The 13,627-nt window shown below is 65.7% G+C and carries 12 protein-coding genes; 4 read left to right on the forward strand and 8 right to left on the reverse strand.

Annotated features, from left to right (window positions below; all coding sequences use genetic code 11):
* Positions 1-129 precede the first annotated feature (129 nt).
* Positions 130-1,431, reverse strand: a complete 1,302-nt coding sequence (locus HYH08_RS21785) for an MFS transporter (RefSeq protein ID WP_220011862.1) — start codon at positions 1,429-1,431, stop codon at positions 130-132.
* Between the two features lie 388 nt (positions 1,432-1,819).
* Here HYH08_RS21785 and HYH08_RS21790 point away from each other — a divergent pair, with 388 nt between their 5' ends.
* Genes HYH08_RS21790 through HYH08_RS21800 form a run of 3 tightly spaced genes read left to right on the forward strand, consistent with a single transcriptional unit; the run spans position 1,820 to position 5,591 of the window.
* Complete coding sequence (locus tag HYH08_RS21790; protein ID WP_220011863.1) at positions 1,820-3,034, forward strand: ABC transporter substrate-binding protein; 1,215 nt, start codon at positions 1,820-1,822, stop codon at positions 3,032-3,034.
* Between the two features lie 8 nt (positions 3,035-3,042).
* Positions 3,043-4,776 (forward strand): FAD-dependent oxidoreductase, encoded by a 1,734-nt coding sequence (locus HYH08_RS21795; protein WP_220011864.1) that lies wholly within the window; start codon positions 3,043-3,045, stop codon positions 4,774-4,776.
* Positions 4,777-4,796: 20 nt separating this feature from the next.
* A complete protein-coding gene (locus HYH08_RS21800) occupies positions 4,797-5,591 on the forward strand; it encodes an IclR family transcriptional regulator (protein WP_220011865.1) in 795 nt (264 codons plus the stop codon).
* Between the two features lie 46 nt (positions 5,592-5,637).
* On the opposite strand, the gene HYH08_RS21805 is transcribed toward HYH08_RS21800, so the two are convergent.
* From HYH08_RS21805 to HYH08_RS21830, 6 genes are all read right to left on the reverse strand, one after another.
* Positions 5,638-6,339: a GntR family transcriptional regulator gene (locus HYH08_RS21805; RefSeq protein WP_220011866.1), complete on the reverse strand. Its 702-nt coding sequence runs from the start codon at positions 6,337-6,339 to the stop codon at positions 5,638-5,640.
* A 96-nt stretch (positions 6,340-6,435) separates the two neighbouring features.
* Complete coding sequence (locus tag HYH08_RS21810; RefSeq protein ID WP_220011867.1) at positions 6,436-7,179, reverse strand: aspartate/glutamate racemase family protein; 744 nt, start codon at positions 7,177-7,179, stop codon at positions 6,436-6,438.
* Between the two features lie 9 nt (positions 7,180-7,188).
* Positions 7,189-8,454, reverse strand: a complete 1,266-nt coding sequence (locus HYH08_RS21815; protein ID WP_220011868.1) for an NAD(P)/FAD-dependent oxidoreductase — start codon at positions 8,452-8,454, stop codon at positions 7,189-7,191.
* A gap of 3 nt (positions 8,455-8,457) precedes the next feature.
* Positions 8,458-10,119 (reverse strand): thiamine pyrophosphate-binding protein, encoded by a 1,662-nt coding sequence (locus HYH08_RS21820; protein WP_220011869.1) that lies wholly within the window; start codon positions 10,117-10,119, stop codon positions 8,458-8,460.
* Positions 10,120-10,230: 111 nt separating this feature from the next.
* Positions 10,231-10,584 (reverse strand): RidA family protein, encoded by a 354-nt coding sequence (locus tag HYH08_RS21825; protein ID WP_220011870.1) that lies wholly within the window; start codon positions 10,582-10,584, stop codon positions 10,231-10,233.
* Between the two features lie 221 nt (positions 10,585-10,805).
* Positions 10,806-11,726, reverse strand: a complete 921-nt coding sequence (locus HYH08_RS21830) for an NAD(P)-dependent oxidoreductase (RefSeq protein ID WP_220011871.1) — start codon at positions 11,724-11,726, stop codon at positions 10,806-10,808.
* A gap of 216 nt (positions 11,727-11,942) precedes the next feature.
* Here HYH08_RS21830 and HYH08_RS21835 point away from each other — a divergent pair, with 216 nt between their 5' ends.
* Positions 11,943-12,779: a transporter substrate-binding domain-containing protein gene (locus HYH08_RS21835; protein ID WP_220011872.1), complete on the forward strand. Its 837-nt coding sequence runs from the start codon at positions 11,943-11,945 to the stop codon at positions 12,777-12,779.
* A gap of 12 nt (positions 12,780-12,791) precedes the next feature.
* Here the strand turns inward: HYH08_RS21835 and HYH08_RS21840 are convergent, their stop codons facing one another.
* Positions 12,792-13,538, reverse strand: a complete 747-nt coding sequence (locus HYH08_RS21840; RefSeq protein ID WP_220011873.1) for a metallophosphoesterase family protein — start codon at positions 13,536-13,538, stop codon at positions 12,792-12,794.
* Positions 13,539-13,627: the final 89 nt, after the last annotated feature.

A 13,627-nucleotide genomic window follows, 5' to 3' on the forward strand; every position in this document is an offset into this window, starting at 1 on the left:
GGCACCCGGCACACCGCTCTCGCGGCGAAAAACGACTTAGAAGGACGGAAAGCGGTTTCAAGGGCGCCCAAGAAAAAAATTTAGCGGCGGGCCGCCGGCGGTTCCCGCAAGACCCCCGGGGCGGTGGTCTCAGGATTTCAGCGAATCCCGCGCCGTCTCAGGCGCCATCAGCGTCGCGATGATCGTGATGAGCGACAGCGCGATGATGTAGACCGACACCGGCCAGTACGAGCCGGCCCAGGCCAGCAGCGCGGTCGCGATCAACGGCGAGAAGCCGCCGCTGAGTGCGGCCGCGACGTTGGCCCCCAGCGAGGCGCCGCTGTAGCGCACCTGGGTGCGGAACAGTTCCGGCATGAACGCGGCCTTCGGCCCGAATAACAGCGCATGCGTCAGTGTCATCGTGACGACGAGCGCGAGGGTGATCAGCGCCGGCTCCCTGGTGTCGAGGAACCAGAACAGCGGAAAGGCCAGCGCCACCGTGAACACGCCGCCGGCGAGATACAGTGCCTTGCGGCCGAAGATGTCGGAGAGCCACCCAGCAAGCGGCAGCGTCGCGAACTCGACGATCGCGGCATAGACCACCGCATTCAGGATCACCTGGCGCGGCAGGCCGAGCTTGGTCGTGGCATAGAGCACGGTGAAGACGGTGAGGAGATAGGCAAGCCCGACCTCCGAGACCGTGATGCCGATCGCCAGCAGAAAGCTGCGCCAGTCGCGGCGAAGCACTTCCCAGACCGGCTGCGCCAGCACTTCCTTGCGCTCGACCACCTCCTTGAAATGCGGCGTCTCGGCGAGCCTCAAGCGCACGATGAAGCCGACCCCGACCAGCAGGATGCTGATCCAGAACGGCACGCGCCAGCCCCAGCTCAAAAAGTCCGCCTCGGGCAGCTGCGTCATCAGGCCGAAGATGCCGGTGGAAGCGGCAACGCCGACGGGAAAGCCGATCTGCACCAGGCTGCCGTAGAGGCCGCGACGGTTGCCGGCGTGCTCGATAACCATCACGACGGCGCCGCTCCATTCGCCGCCGAGCCCGATGCCCTGTACGAAGCGCAGGAGAATGAGCAGGATCGGCGCCCACATGCCGATCTGACTGTAGGTCGGCAGGCAGCCGATCAGGAATGTGCCGAGCCCCATCGCGATCATGGTCGCGACCAGCATCTTCTTGCGGCCGAGCCGGTCGCCGTAATGCCCGATGATGGCGCCGCCGATCGGCCGCGCCACGAATCCGACCGCGTAGGTCGAGAACGCCGCAAGCGTGCCGACAAAGGGATCGAAGCTCGGGAAGAACAGCTTGTTGAGCACGAGGGCGGCGGCCGTGCCGTAGATCAGGAAGTCGTACCACTCGATCGCCGTGCCGAGCGCGCTCGCCCACACCACATGCGCCGTCGTCGATCGCTCCGTGTCGCCGGAGACCCCCGTTGCTACAGTCATTGCCATCCGCCCCATGAATTCCGAGCGGCATCATGGCTAAGCGCGACCGCGGTTGCAACCGGTCAGAGCATCGACGCTCGCTTGTACGATACAAGTGTGAGCGCAAGACTCAATCCATCACCGTCACCCTGAGGCGCTCGCCTCTTCGGCGAGCCTCGAAGGGCGACGGCCCGGCAGCATCGCGGCCGTTCATCCTTCGAGGCTCCGCTTGCGCGGCATTCGCATCGCAAGCCTCGCACCTCAGGATGACGGTGCAGAGCCGATTGTCATTGCACCACCAGCTTTCGAACCCTCCCTGTTCGCTATTGACAAAATAATTCGTCATTATCTAATTTACCGTCAGAATAACCGGCCGCACCAAGCGGCCCATAAAACAGAGGAAACACCGATGAGAGGGCTTTCGGCCTGCGCCATGCTCGCGGCCATGATGTCGGCTGCCATGACCACGGTCTCAGTTGCGCAAGTCTCCGACGATGCGGTGCGGATCGGCGTGCTGACGGACCTGTCGAGCTGGGGCCGCGACAATTCCGGGCCGGGCTCGGTCGAGGCCGCCAAGATGGCGGTGGAGGAATTCGGCCCCACCGTGCTCGGCAAGCCGATCGAGATCATCAGCGCCGACCATCAGATGAAGACCGATGTCGGCGTGCAGATCGTGCGCGGCTGGTTCGACAACGGCAAGGTCGACGCCGTCGTCGACATCCCCAATTCCGGCATCGCGATCGCCGTCCACAATATGGTGCGCGAGCGTAACAAGATCGCCCTGCTCTCCGGCCCCGGCGCGAGCTCACTGACCGACGAGCTGTGTAGCCCGAACACCGTGCACTTCACCTACGACACCTATGCGCTGTCCAAGGTGACGGCCTCCGCCGTGATCAAGGAAGGCGGCAAATCCTGGTACTTCATCACCGCGGATTACGCGTTCGGGCAGCAACTCGAGAAGGACGCGACCCGATTCATCAAAGAGATGGGCGGCAAGGTGCTCGGCGGGATCAAGCATCCGACCAACACCGCGGATTTCTCCTCCTTCGCGCTTCAGGCGCAGAGCTCCAAGTCCGACGTCGTCGCCTTCGCCAATGCCGGCCAGGACACCGACAACGCCATCAAGCAGTCCGGCGAGTTCGGCCTCGTGCAGGGCGGCCAGAAGCTCGTGGGCTTGCTCATGTTCGACACCGACGTGCACGCGATCGGCCTCAAGGCCGCGCAAGGCACCTATATGACCACGGCGTCCTACTGGAACATGGACGAGGCGACGCGGGCCTGGTCGAAAAAATTCTACGAGCGGACCAAGGTGATGCCGACCATGATCCAGACCGGCGTCTACGGCTCGGTGCTGCATTATCTCAAGGCCATCAAAGCCGCCGGCACCGACGACCCCGCCAAGGTGATGGCCAAGATGCGCGAGCTGCCGATCGAGGACGTCTTCGTTCATGGCGGCAAGTTGCGCGAGGACGGCCGCGTCATCCGCGACATGTACCTCGCCAAGGTGAAGACGCCCGAGCAGTCCAAGGAGCCCTGGGATTATCTGGAGATCGTCAAGACCGTGAAGGGCGAGGACGCCTTCCGCCCGGTCTCCGAATCCAAATGTCCGCTGCTGAAGAAGTGAGGCGAGAGATGACCGGCAACGGGCATGGCGCAAGCGAAACCTACGAGTGCGATGTGCTCGTGGCCGGATCGGGCTGCTCCGGCATGTCGGCCGCGATCACCGCGCGTTATCGCGGGCTCGACGTCCTGATCGTCGAGAAGGAGCCGCGCTTCGGCGGCACCACCGCCCGCTCCGGCGGCTGGCTGTGGATTCCCGGCACATCGCTTGCCAAGGCTTATGGCATCGAGGAGGCACCGGAGCAGGCGCGCAATTATCTGCGCCACGAGGCCGGCAACAATTTTGACGCGGCACGTGTCGATGCGTTCCTCAGCGCCGGCCCGGAGGCCGTCGATTTCTTCACCAGCAAGACGGCATTGCAGTTCGACATGCCGCTGGTGTTTCCTGACTACGACGCCGAAGCGCCGGGCGGCGCGCAGGGCGGCCGCTCCATGGTGACGCGCCCGTTCGACGGCCGCGAGCTCGGCGACCAGATCAAGACGCTGGGCATGCCCCTGCCGGAGCTCACCGTGTTCGGCATGATGCTGGGAAGCGGCAAGGAGATCATCCACTTCATGCGCGTGACGAAGTCGCTGACATCGGCCGTCTATGTCGCAAAGCGGCTGTCGCGGCACTTGATGGACGTGCTGCGTTATGGCCGCGGCATGACGCTGACCAACGGCAACGCGCTCGCCGGACGTCTCGCGAAATCCGCGCAGGATCTGAAGATTCCGATGTGGCTGTCCTCACCGGTGCGCGAGCTGACGGTCGAGAACGGCGCGGTGACAGGCGCGATCGTTTCGCGGGAGGGACGCGATGTCCGGATCCGTGTGCGGCAAGGCGTCGTGCTGGCCTGCGGCGGCTTCCCGCACGATGTCGAGCGGCGCAAAAAGATGTTTCCGCATGCGCCGACCGGCGTTGAGCATTATTCGCCAGGCCCGACCGGCAACACCGGCGACGGCCTGCGCCTCGCGGAGAGCGCCGGAGGGCACGTCGAGGATCGCCTGCCGAATGCGGCAGCCTGGGTGCCGGTGTCGCTGACCACGCGCAAGGACGGCTCGACGGGCGTGATGCCGCACTTCATCGACCGCGCCAAGCCCGGCGTGATCGCGGTGATGCGCGACGGCAAGCGCTTTGCCAATGAAGGCAATTCCTATCACCATTTCGTCCAGGCGATGGTCAAGGCCGCCAAGCCCGGCGAGGAGATCGCCGCGTTTCTCGTCTGCGATCACCAGGCGCTGCGCAAATACGGCCTCGGCTGCGTGCCGCCGTTCCCGATGCCGCTCGGCCATCACCTTAAGACCGGCTACCTCATGCGCGGCGACACGCTGGAGGCGCTGGCGGCGACGGCCGGCATCGACGCGAAGGCCTTCGTGGAGACCGTCAAGCAGTTCAACGCGACCGCGCCGCAGGGCCAGGACCCTGCCTTCGGCAAGGGGTCACGCGCCTATAACCGCTACCAGGGCGACGCACTGCACGGCCCCAATCCTTGCGTCGCGCCGATCGAGCACGGCCCGTTCTACGCCATCAAGATGGTGATCGGCGATCTCGGCACCTATTCCGGCATCGTCACCGACGAGAATGCGCGGGCGCTCGATGCCGAGGGCCGGGTGATTCCCGGGCTCTATGCGGCCGGCAACGACATGGCGAGCATCATGGGCGGCAATTATCCCGGCGCCGGCATCACGCTTGGGCCGGCGCTGACCTTCGGCTACATTGCCGGCCGTCATCTCGCCGACAGCGCCTCAAGGCGCGACGCGGCGTAACTCAAGCGCATCGGGGGCGCATGAAGAGGGAAAGTCGCGGCATCCAGTCGATCGAGGTCGGCGGCGAATTGCTGCGCGCGCTCGCCCGCAGCGGCGAGCCGATGATGCTGCGCGATCTCGCGCGCGAGGCGGGCATGACGCCGGCCAAGGCGCATCCGTATCTCGCCAGTTTCTCCCGCATCGGCCTGATCGAGCAGGACGAGACCACCGGCCGCTACGAGATCGGCGCGCTCGCGCTTGAGCTCGGCCTGATCAGCCTGCGCCGTCTCTCGGGCACGCGGATCGCCGGACCGAAGATCGCCGCACTCGCCAGCCAGATCGGCCACGCCGTCTCGCTCGCGGTCTGGGGCACCCACGGCCCGACCGTGGTGCAGCTGGAGGAGCCCGGCCAGCCCGTGCACATCGTGATGCGCGCAGGCTCCGTGATGGCGCTGCTGGAGACCGCCACGGGCCGTGCCTTCGCCGCGTTCCTGCCGGAGAAAACGATCAACGCCGCGCTCGAAAGCGGCCTCGACCGTCACGGCGTCGGTTACAATCCGAAGCGCGCGGTGAAAGGCGCCAAGGTCGCGGAGATGCTCAACGAGGTGCGCAAGCACGGACTCGCCCGCGCGCTCGGCGATCCCCTGCCCGGCGTCAATGCGTTCTCGGCGCCGGTGTTCGACCATGCCGGCCATGTCGCCCTGGTCATCACCGCAATGGGCCCGGAAGGCACGTTCGACGCGCGCTGGGACAGCCCGATCGCCCACGCGCTGCGCGATTGCGCGGGGGGCATCTCGAAGCGGCTGGGCTACGGGATGACGGTCGCGGCGGAGTGAGGCTTCGCGGCCCGACACAAGCACCGCTGTCGAGGTGAAGAGAACCTCAATTCGTCGCAGCTCTTGCCACCGCCGGCATATAGATCTGCGCGTAGCCTTCCTTGATCGCGGAGGTGATGCGATCCAGGCGGCGGTCGATGTGCTTCTCCAGCACCGAGACGCACACCTCTTCGTTGCGCGCCTTCAGCCCCTCGATGACAGCGCGGTGCTCGGCCTGGGTATTGTTGCGGTTGATGCTGTCCATGTCGATCCAGCGGACGAAGCGGATGCGGGCGTTGACGTTGCGCAGGACGCGCAGCATCTCGGCATTGTTCGACATCGCCATCAGCCGCTCGTGGAAGGTCTCGTCCAGCTCGACCAGCTCGACCGAGGTGCGCTCGCCGGGATCGGGGCCGGTGGCTTCGAGGAACTTGAGCAGCGCATCGATGTCCTCGTCCTTCGCGCGCTTGATGGCGAGGCGGACGGAAGCAGCCTCGATCGACTTGCGCAGCTCATAGAGGTCGAAGATCTCGTGGGCGTCGAGCTCGCGGCAGAAGAAGCCCTTGCCCGGCGTGAAGCGCAGGAAGCCTTCGGTGTTGAGGCGGTTCAGCGCCTCGCGCAGCGGCGTGCGGCTGACGCCGAGGCGTTTTGCCAGCTCGCCCTCGTTGAGCCGCTCGCCCGGCTTGAATTCATAGCTCACGGCCATCGCCTTGAGCTGCTCATAAACGCGATCGACAATACTGTCGGAAGCCAGTTCCACGTTGCTCATATCAACCGCATTCATGCCCGAACGCCCAATATACCGGGGCTGCGGGGACGTTTGCAATGCAGACGAACGAGCCTGTGCAGAGCTTTGCAACCGGAATCAGGCGAAGGCGCGCGGGCGCAGTCCGGCATAAAACCAAGTGATCATGGAATAGATGTCGTAGACCGGCAAGCCCACCTCGGCCTGCAAGGCTGCCGCATAAGGCGGCATGTTGGTGCATTCGAGCACGATGGCGCCGACATCAGGGTTTTGGGCGACAAGCTGCTTGCCCGCCTCGACCACGTCACGCTCGGCCTGGGCCACATCCATGTCGTCCTTCTCGGCCTTGATCAGGACACGGAAAAATTCCTTGCCGTGTTCGGTGCCGACCAGCGGCGTATCGAGCGGCACGCCGGCGCCTTCCAGATGCGCCGGCGTCAGGGTCGAGCCCGACACCGTGACGAGGCCGACGCGCTTGCCGGGCGGCAAGGTCGCCTGCACCCACGGCACCTGCATCAGCGACGACGTCGCGACGGGAACGCCGACCGCTGCGGCGATCTCCTTCTGGAACAGCGAGAGGAAGCCGCAATTGGTGGTGATGGCTTCGGCACCCAGCCGCACCAGATCCTTCGCCGCATCGATGAAGTCGGGCAGCAGGCCGGCCGCGCCCTTCAGCACCACCTTCTCGGGCGAGGCCCCGCTCACCACGCGATAAAGCACGGGGAACGGCCAGGTCGTGCCATTGCCCATGTCGCCGGGAATGCGGGGAAAGCGCGCTTCCAGCATCAGGATGCCGAGCGGCGCGCCATAGATCGCCTTGCCGCCACGGGCGATGCGGGAGGATGAGCCGGCTGCATAAGTCATGGTGCGATCTCAGAGAAAGCGAGTGGGCGAAAACGGCGCGAGCGGAATTTCCGGCGGCTTGCCGCTCAGAAGCTGCGCGACGAGACGGCCGGTACGGGCCGATCCGACGAGGCCAACATGGCCGTGGCCGAAGGCGTAGACGATATCGCGCGAGGCGCGTGCGTGTCCGATGCAGGGCAGCCCGTCCGGCATGCTCGGCCGATGCCCGAACCAGGTTTTGATGCGCGAGGCCGGAATGTCCTTCGGCAGCTTTGGGAACATGCTGAACAGATGGTCGCGCAGAATCTCGGCACGCTTCCAGTTCGGCGCCGCCTCGAGGCCGGCGATCTCGACGGTGCCGGCAGCGCGCAGGCCCTTGTTGGTCCAATTCACCACCATCTTGGCGTCGGACGCCATGATCGAGCTGCGCGGACCTGATTCCGGATTCTCGATCATGACGTGATAGCCGCGCTCGGTTTCGAGCGGCAGGGGATCGCCGACCGATGCGGTGAGCCGCTTTGAATGCGCACCGGCCGCGACCACTGCGGCATCGCAGGGAATCTCGCCGGTCTCGGTAACAACCGCGACGAGCTTGTTACCGGAAAGCTTGAGCCCGGTCGCCTTGGCATGCACGAGTTTCGCACCGCTCGCGAGCGCGTGCCGGGCGAGCGCGGCCACGTAAGCGCCGGGATCGCGGCAGCGGCCGGCCTCTTCCACCACCACGCCAAAGGTGTAACGCGGATGCAGATCCGGCTCGCGCTGACGCATCTCGTCGGCATTGAGCTCCATCCACTGGACGCCGACCTTCTTGCGCAGGCGCCAGCCGAGATCGTTGTCGAAATTGCCGCGCTCCGGAAACGCGTGCATCACGCCGTTGCGCTCGACCAGCTCGGGGACACCCGCCTCTTCCGCGAGCTTCCGGTGCAGCAGCGGCGCGTCCTTCAGCAGATCGCGCAAAGCGAACGCCGTCTTCTCGACCCGCGCTGGCGTCCAGCCCGAGAGCAGATATTTGATCAGCCAGGGCAGCGCCTTCGGCAAGTAAGACCAGCGGATCGCGAGCGGGCCGAGCGGATCCATCAGATAACCCGGCACCTTCTTCCAGACGCCCGGCTCGGCCGGCGGGATCACCGAATGCGAGGAGAGCCAGCCGGCATTGCCGTAGCTCGCCGCCTGTTCGCCGCCGGGCTCGCCCGCGTCGATCAGCGTGACGCGATGCCCCTCGCGCAGCGCCTCGATGGCGCTGATCACGCCGACCGCGCCGGCTCCGATGATGGCGACGTGGCGGGCTTCTAGCATCGCTTACGCCTTCACCGCAGGCGTGAAGTCCTTGCCGACCGAGATCGCGCTGGGATCGATGATGCAATGGAGGATCGACGGCTTGCCGGATGCGAGCGCGCGCTCGAACGCCGGTGCGAACTCCTCGGTGCGCTCGACCCGCTCGCCATGGCCGCCGAACGCCTTGGCGTACATCGCAAAGTCTGGGTTCTTGAGCTGGGTGCCGACGACGCGGCCGGGATAGTCGCGCTCCTGATGCATGCGGATGGTGCCGTATTGCGAATTGTCGACCACGATGACGATCAGCGGCGCGTCGTACTGCACGGCCGTCGCGAACTCCTGCCCGTTCATCAGGAAGCAGCCGTCGCCCGCAAACGCGACGACGACACGATCCGGATATTGCCGCTTGGCCAGCACGCCTGCCGGCACGCCATAGCCCATCGAGCCCGAGGTCGGTGCGAGCTGCGAGGCAAAGCTGTGGAAGCGGTGATGGCGGTGGATCCAGCCGGCATAATTGCCGGCGCCGTTGCAGACGATCGCGTCCTTCGGCAGCCGGTCGCGCAGCCAGGTCATGACCTGGCCGTACTGGAACGTGCCCGGCAGCTCGCGCGCCTTCTCGGTCCAGGCGAGATAATCGGCATGCGCCTTGGCGGCCTCGCCCTTCCAGGCAACGGCGCCCGCTGGCTTCAGGGTCTCGACGGCGGCGGCGAACGCGGCGGGCGTCGCCTGGATCGCGAGCTCCGGCTGATAGACGCGGCCGAGCTCTTCCGAGCCCGGATGCACGTGGATCAGCTTCTGCTTCGGCGTCGGAATATCGAGCAGCGTGTAGGACGAGGACGGCATCTCCGACATGCGGCCGCCGATCAGCAGAATGACGTCGGCGTTGTCGATGCGCGCCTTCAGGCCCGGGCTCGGCCCGATGCCGAGATCGCCGGCATAGTGCGAATGATCGGCATCGATCAGCGAGGCCCGGCGGAACGAGGTCGCGACCGGCAGGTCGAAGCGCTCGGCAAACCGCGCGATGCTCTTGGTGGCCTCGTCGGTCCAGCGCGAGCCGCCGAGAATGACCAGCGGCGCCTTGGCGCTTGCGAGCATTGCACCGACGCGCTCGACGTCGGCGGGAGCCGGCCAGCTCACCGCGGGTTCGATGCGCATCGCATCGGCGACGGCGGCGGTCTCGGTCAGCATGTTCTCCGGCAGCGCGATCACGACGGGACCGGGGCGGCCCTGCATGGCGACACGGAAGGCGCGCGCGACCAGCTCGGGAATGCGGTCGGGCCGATCGATCTCGACCGCCCATTTCGCCATGCTGCCGAACACCGCCTTGTAGTCGAGCTCCTGGAACGCTTCGCGTTCGAGCATGCCGGTGTCGACCTGGCCGACGAACAGGATCATCGGCGTGGAGTCCTGCATCGCGATGTGCACGCCGTGGCTGGCATTGGTGGCGCCGGGGCCGCGGGTGACGAAGCAGACGCCCGGGCGGCCCGTCAACTTGCCATAGGCTTCGGCCATCATCGCCGCGCCGCCTTCGGCGCGGCAGATCACGACGTCGATCGGGCTGTCATGCAGCGCATCGAGCGCCGCCAGATAGCTCTCGCCCGGCACGCAGGTGACGCGGTCGACACCTTGAGCGACCAGCTGGTCGATCAGGATCTGGCCCCCGGTGCGGCTGTTGCGAATGGTCATGACGGCTCCCTAACGGCTTTGGCGAATGCGTTTTGTTCCGGGGTTGCGTAGGACAGGCGGACATGAGGTGCAAGGCCGATGCCGACAGTCCAGCCGGCATCGGCGCGCATGTCAGCGCCGCGCGGCGATTGCGATCACCTCGATGCGGTAGGCGGGATCGGCGAGCTCGACCTTGCGGCAGGCACGGGTCGGCGCGTTGCCCGGCACCACCCAGGCATCATAGACCGCGTTCATGGCGTCGAAATCCTCCATGGTCTTGAGCCAGACCTGGACGCTGAGCAGGCGCGACTTGTCGGTGCCGGCGCGCGCCAGCATGTCGTCCACCTTCGCCAGCGCCTCCTTGGTCTGCTGGGTGATGTCGGCGGTCTTGGTGTCCGCCACTTGCCCTGCGAGAAAGACGAGATCGCCGAACACGGAGGCGCGGCTGCGGCGGGCGTTCTGGTCGATGCGGGTGATGTCAGACATGGGATGGTCCTTCAAGGCTAGGTCGGCGTTTCCGTTTACCTCTCCCGTAGGGAGAGGTCGGATCGCATCGCAGGATGCGATCCGGGTGAGGGGTTACAGTCTCACTGATCGCTGCGGCCCCTCACCCGAATTACTCAGGCGCGCAATTGCGCGCCATAGCAATTCGACCTCTCCCCGCTGGGGAGAGGTGAAGCTCGCCCGGAGCTGGCGCATCAGCCTCATCATGACTTACCGCTGGCGATGATACGGCGGCAGTGATCGAGCGCGGCGCCGATGAGGTTGTCGCTCGCCTCGGGCGTGCGGAACGCCGAATGCGCCGACAACGTCACGTTCGGCAGCTTTGTCAGTGCGTGGCCAGCGGGCAGCGGCTCGACGGTGAAGACGTCGAGGCCGGCATGCGCGATGTGGCCCGAGCGCAGCGCCTCCAGCATCGCGTCTTCGTCCACGATGGCGCCGCGCGCGGTGTTGATCAGGATGCTGCCCCTGCGCATCTGCGCGATCCGCTCGCGCGACAGAAAGCCCTTGGTCTCGTCGTTGAGCAAGAGATGCAGCGAGACGACGTGGCTCTCCGCGAGCAGCTTCTCCAGCGACACGAACTCGACGCCGGGATGGGTCTTCGGCGTCCTGTTCCAGGCGATCACCTTCATGCCGCAGCCGGCCGCCATGCGGGCGGCTTCCGCCGCGATGCCGCCGAAGCCGATCAGGCCGAGCGTCTTGCCGGTGAGCTGCATCGCGTCGCGGCGCAGCCAGTTGCCCTCGCGCATGCCGCGGTCCATCTCGCCGAAATTGCGCGCGGAGGCCCACATCAGCGCGATCGCGCATTCGGCGACGGCGGTGTCGCCATAACCCTTGATGGTGTGAACGGCGATGCCCCGCTCAGCGAGCTCCTCCGGATTCATGTAGCTGCGCGCGCCGGTGCCGAGGAAGACGACATGCTTGAGCGCCTTGCACTTCTCGGCGGTCGCCGTCGGCACCGCGGTGTGGTCGACGATCATGATCTCGGCGTCACCGAGCAGGCCGGGCAGATCGTCGGGCTTGATGGACGGATTGCGGTTGATGCTGACGGGCAGCTGCGTAGCGCCCAGAAGCTTCTCGGTGACCGCGGCCAGCGTGTCATTGGCATCGACGAAAACAGCACGCACAGACTTCATCTCCTCTCGATCCCGGATCGCAGACCGGGCCGTGATCCGGCTGGGGATCACACAATTTAGTTCGCTTGGCCAAAGGACTAGGCTCCGGCCTGCCTGCTCGCTCAAATCGCTGGCAGAGCTGCAATACCATATTGCATTACACTCTGAATACAGAAATAGTCCGCAAGCCGGAGCTGATGATCCCCATTCCGCAAGGAGCAACTGTTCATGAACCGCAGGGACGCACTCACCACCGTGGCACTGGCGGGCGCCGCAATGGCCGCGACCACATCGGTCAGGGCCGACACCGCCCCGACCTCCACGCTCGATCGGATCAAGAAGAGCGGTGTGCTGCGGATCGCGGTCATCGCCGGCCAGGACCCCTATTTCCACAAGGACCTCGCGACCAACCAATGGTCGGGCGCCTGCATCGACATGGCGAACGACATCGCGGCCAAGTTAGGGGCCAAGGTCGAACCGCTGGAATCGACCTGGGGCAACCAGATCCTGGATCTGCAGGCCGACAAGATCGACCTCGCCTTCGCCGTGAACCCGACGCCGGAGCGTTCGCTCGTCATCGACTTCTCGACCCCGATCCTGGTGCACTCCTTCACCGTCATCACCAAGAAGGGCTTTGCCAAGCCCCAGACCTGGTCCGAGCTCAACAAGCCCGAGGTCAAGATCGCCGTCGACATCGGCTCGACCCACGAGACCATCGCGCGCCGCTATTGTCCGAAGGCGAACATCCTCGGCTTCAAGACGCGCGACGAGGCGATCCTCGCGGTGTCGACCGGCCGCGCCGACTGCAACGTCTCGCTGGCCGTGCTGTCGATCTTCACGCTGAAGAAGAATCCGACGCTCGGCGAACTCGCAATCCCGCGGCCGATCCTGACACTGCCGACCAATCTCGGCATCCGCGCCGAAACCGACCGCCGCTACAAGGACTTCCTCAGCGCCTGGGCCGACTACAACCGTTCGCTGGGCCAGACCCGCGAATGGCTGCTGAAGGCCTATGAAACGGTCGGCCTCAGCGCCGACGACATTCCCGGCGAAGTGCAGTTCTAGACCGGGCGCGGTCTATCCGCACTCCCGTTCGACCCAACCCGTTGCGATCGCGCTGGCCCAGGTGAGCATGCCCTTGCTGCGCGCCAGCGCCGCCATCGCGGCGGTGTCGTAGGGCACATAACGGATCGTTGCGGACCAGCCTCCGCCTGCATGCTCCAGAATGGCGTAGCACGCCTGGGGCGTGCCGACCTCGACCACGTAAGGGACGGGCGCCTTGCCGTCGTAGCCAGGCAATCCGACGCTCCCGGGATTGACCACGAGGCGTCCGTCTCGGAGGCGCACCACTCGCGGAATGTGGGTGTGCCCACACAGGATGATCTGGGCATCGATGCCCGCGGCGCCGGCCTCAATGGCCTCGATCGCGCTCGGGCGAACGCTGCCATCGGCCGTGACCCGGTCGAGCCAGAAAGCAGCGTCGTCCGTCGGCGAGGCGTGACACAGGAACACCTGCTCCCGGTAGATCAGCGTGGATGGCATGCTGGCCATCCATTCGAAATGCTTGCGCTCGAGCTGCTGGAAATCGCTGCGCGCCGAGGCGCCTGCGCGCCAGAGCTCGACGAGAATGCGATCCTGATCGCCCCGCACCGACGGAAAGCCGCGCTCGATCAACAGGTCCGCGGTTCTTGCCGCTTCGAGCGGTCCGCTGACGTGATCACCGAGGTTCACGATCTCGTCGACACCGAGCGAGGCAATGTCCGCAAGCACGGCTTCGAGCGCCGGACGATTCCCGTGAACATCCGCGATGGCAGCAAATCTCATGTGGCCCTCCCCGTTCGAGATGGCCGACGATTCACGCGATGCGGGATGATGCAGGGATAGCGGTTCTCTTTAGCTGCATTTTTAGAAGC

The sequence above is a fragment of the Bradyrhizobium sp. BR 10289 genome (assembly GCF_019455385.1).
Lineage (GTDB): Bacteria > Pseudomonadota > Alphaproteobacteria > Rhizobiales > Xanthobacteraceae > Bradyrhizobium.

Excerpts from the sequence above, each read along its gene's own strand:
- HYH08_RS21785 (WP_220011862.1), bottom strand. The coding sequence starts at position 1,431 with ATGACTGTAGCAACGGGGGTCTCCGGCGACACGGAGCGATCGACGACG.
- HYH08_RS21790 (WP_220011863.1), top strand. The coding sequence starts at position 1,820 with ATGAGAGGGCTTTCGGCCTGCGCCATGCTCGCGGCCATGATGTCGGCT.
- HYH08_RS21795 (WP_220011864.1), top strand. The coding sequence starts at position 3,043 with ATGACCGGCAACGGGCATGGCGCAAGCGAAACCTACGAGTGCGATGTG.
- HYH08_RS21800 (WP_220011865.1), top strand. The coding sequence starts at position 4,797 with ATGAAGAGGGAAAGTCGCGGCATCCAGTCGATCGAGGTCGGCGGCGAA.
- HYH08_RS21805 (WP_220011866.1), bottom strand. The coding sequence starts at position 6,339 with ATGAGCAACGTGGAACTGGCTTCCGACAGTATTGTCGATCGCGTTTAT.
- HYH08_RS21810 (WP_220011867.1), bottom strand. The coding sequence starts at position 7,179 with ATGACTTATGCAGCCGGCTCATCCTCCCGCATCGCCCGTGGCGGCAAG.
- HYH08_RS21815 (WP_220011868.1), bottom strand. The coding sequence starts at position 8,454 with ATGCTAGAAGCCCGCCACGTCGCCATCATCGGAGCCGGCGCGGTCGGC.
- HYH08_RS21820 (WP_220011869.1), bottom strand. The coding sequence starts at position 10,119 with ATGACCATTCGCAACAGCCGCACCGGGGGCCAGATCCTGATCGACCAG.
- HYH08_RS21825 (WP_220011870.1), bottom strand. The coding sequence starts at position 10,584 with ATGTCTGACATCACCCGCATCGACCAGAACGCCCGCCGCAGCCGCGCC.
- HYH08_RS21835 (WP_220011872.1), top strand. The coding sequence starts at position 11,943 with ATGAACCGCAGGGACGCACTCACCACCGTGGCACTGGCGGGCGCCGCA.
- HYH08_RS21840 (WP_220011873.1), bottom strand. The coding sequence starts at position 13,538 with ATGAGATTTGCTGCCATCGCGGATGTTCACGGGAATCGTCCGGCGCTC.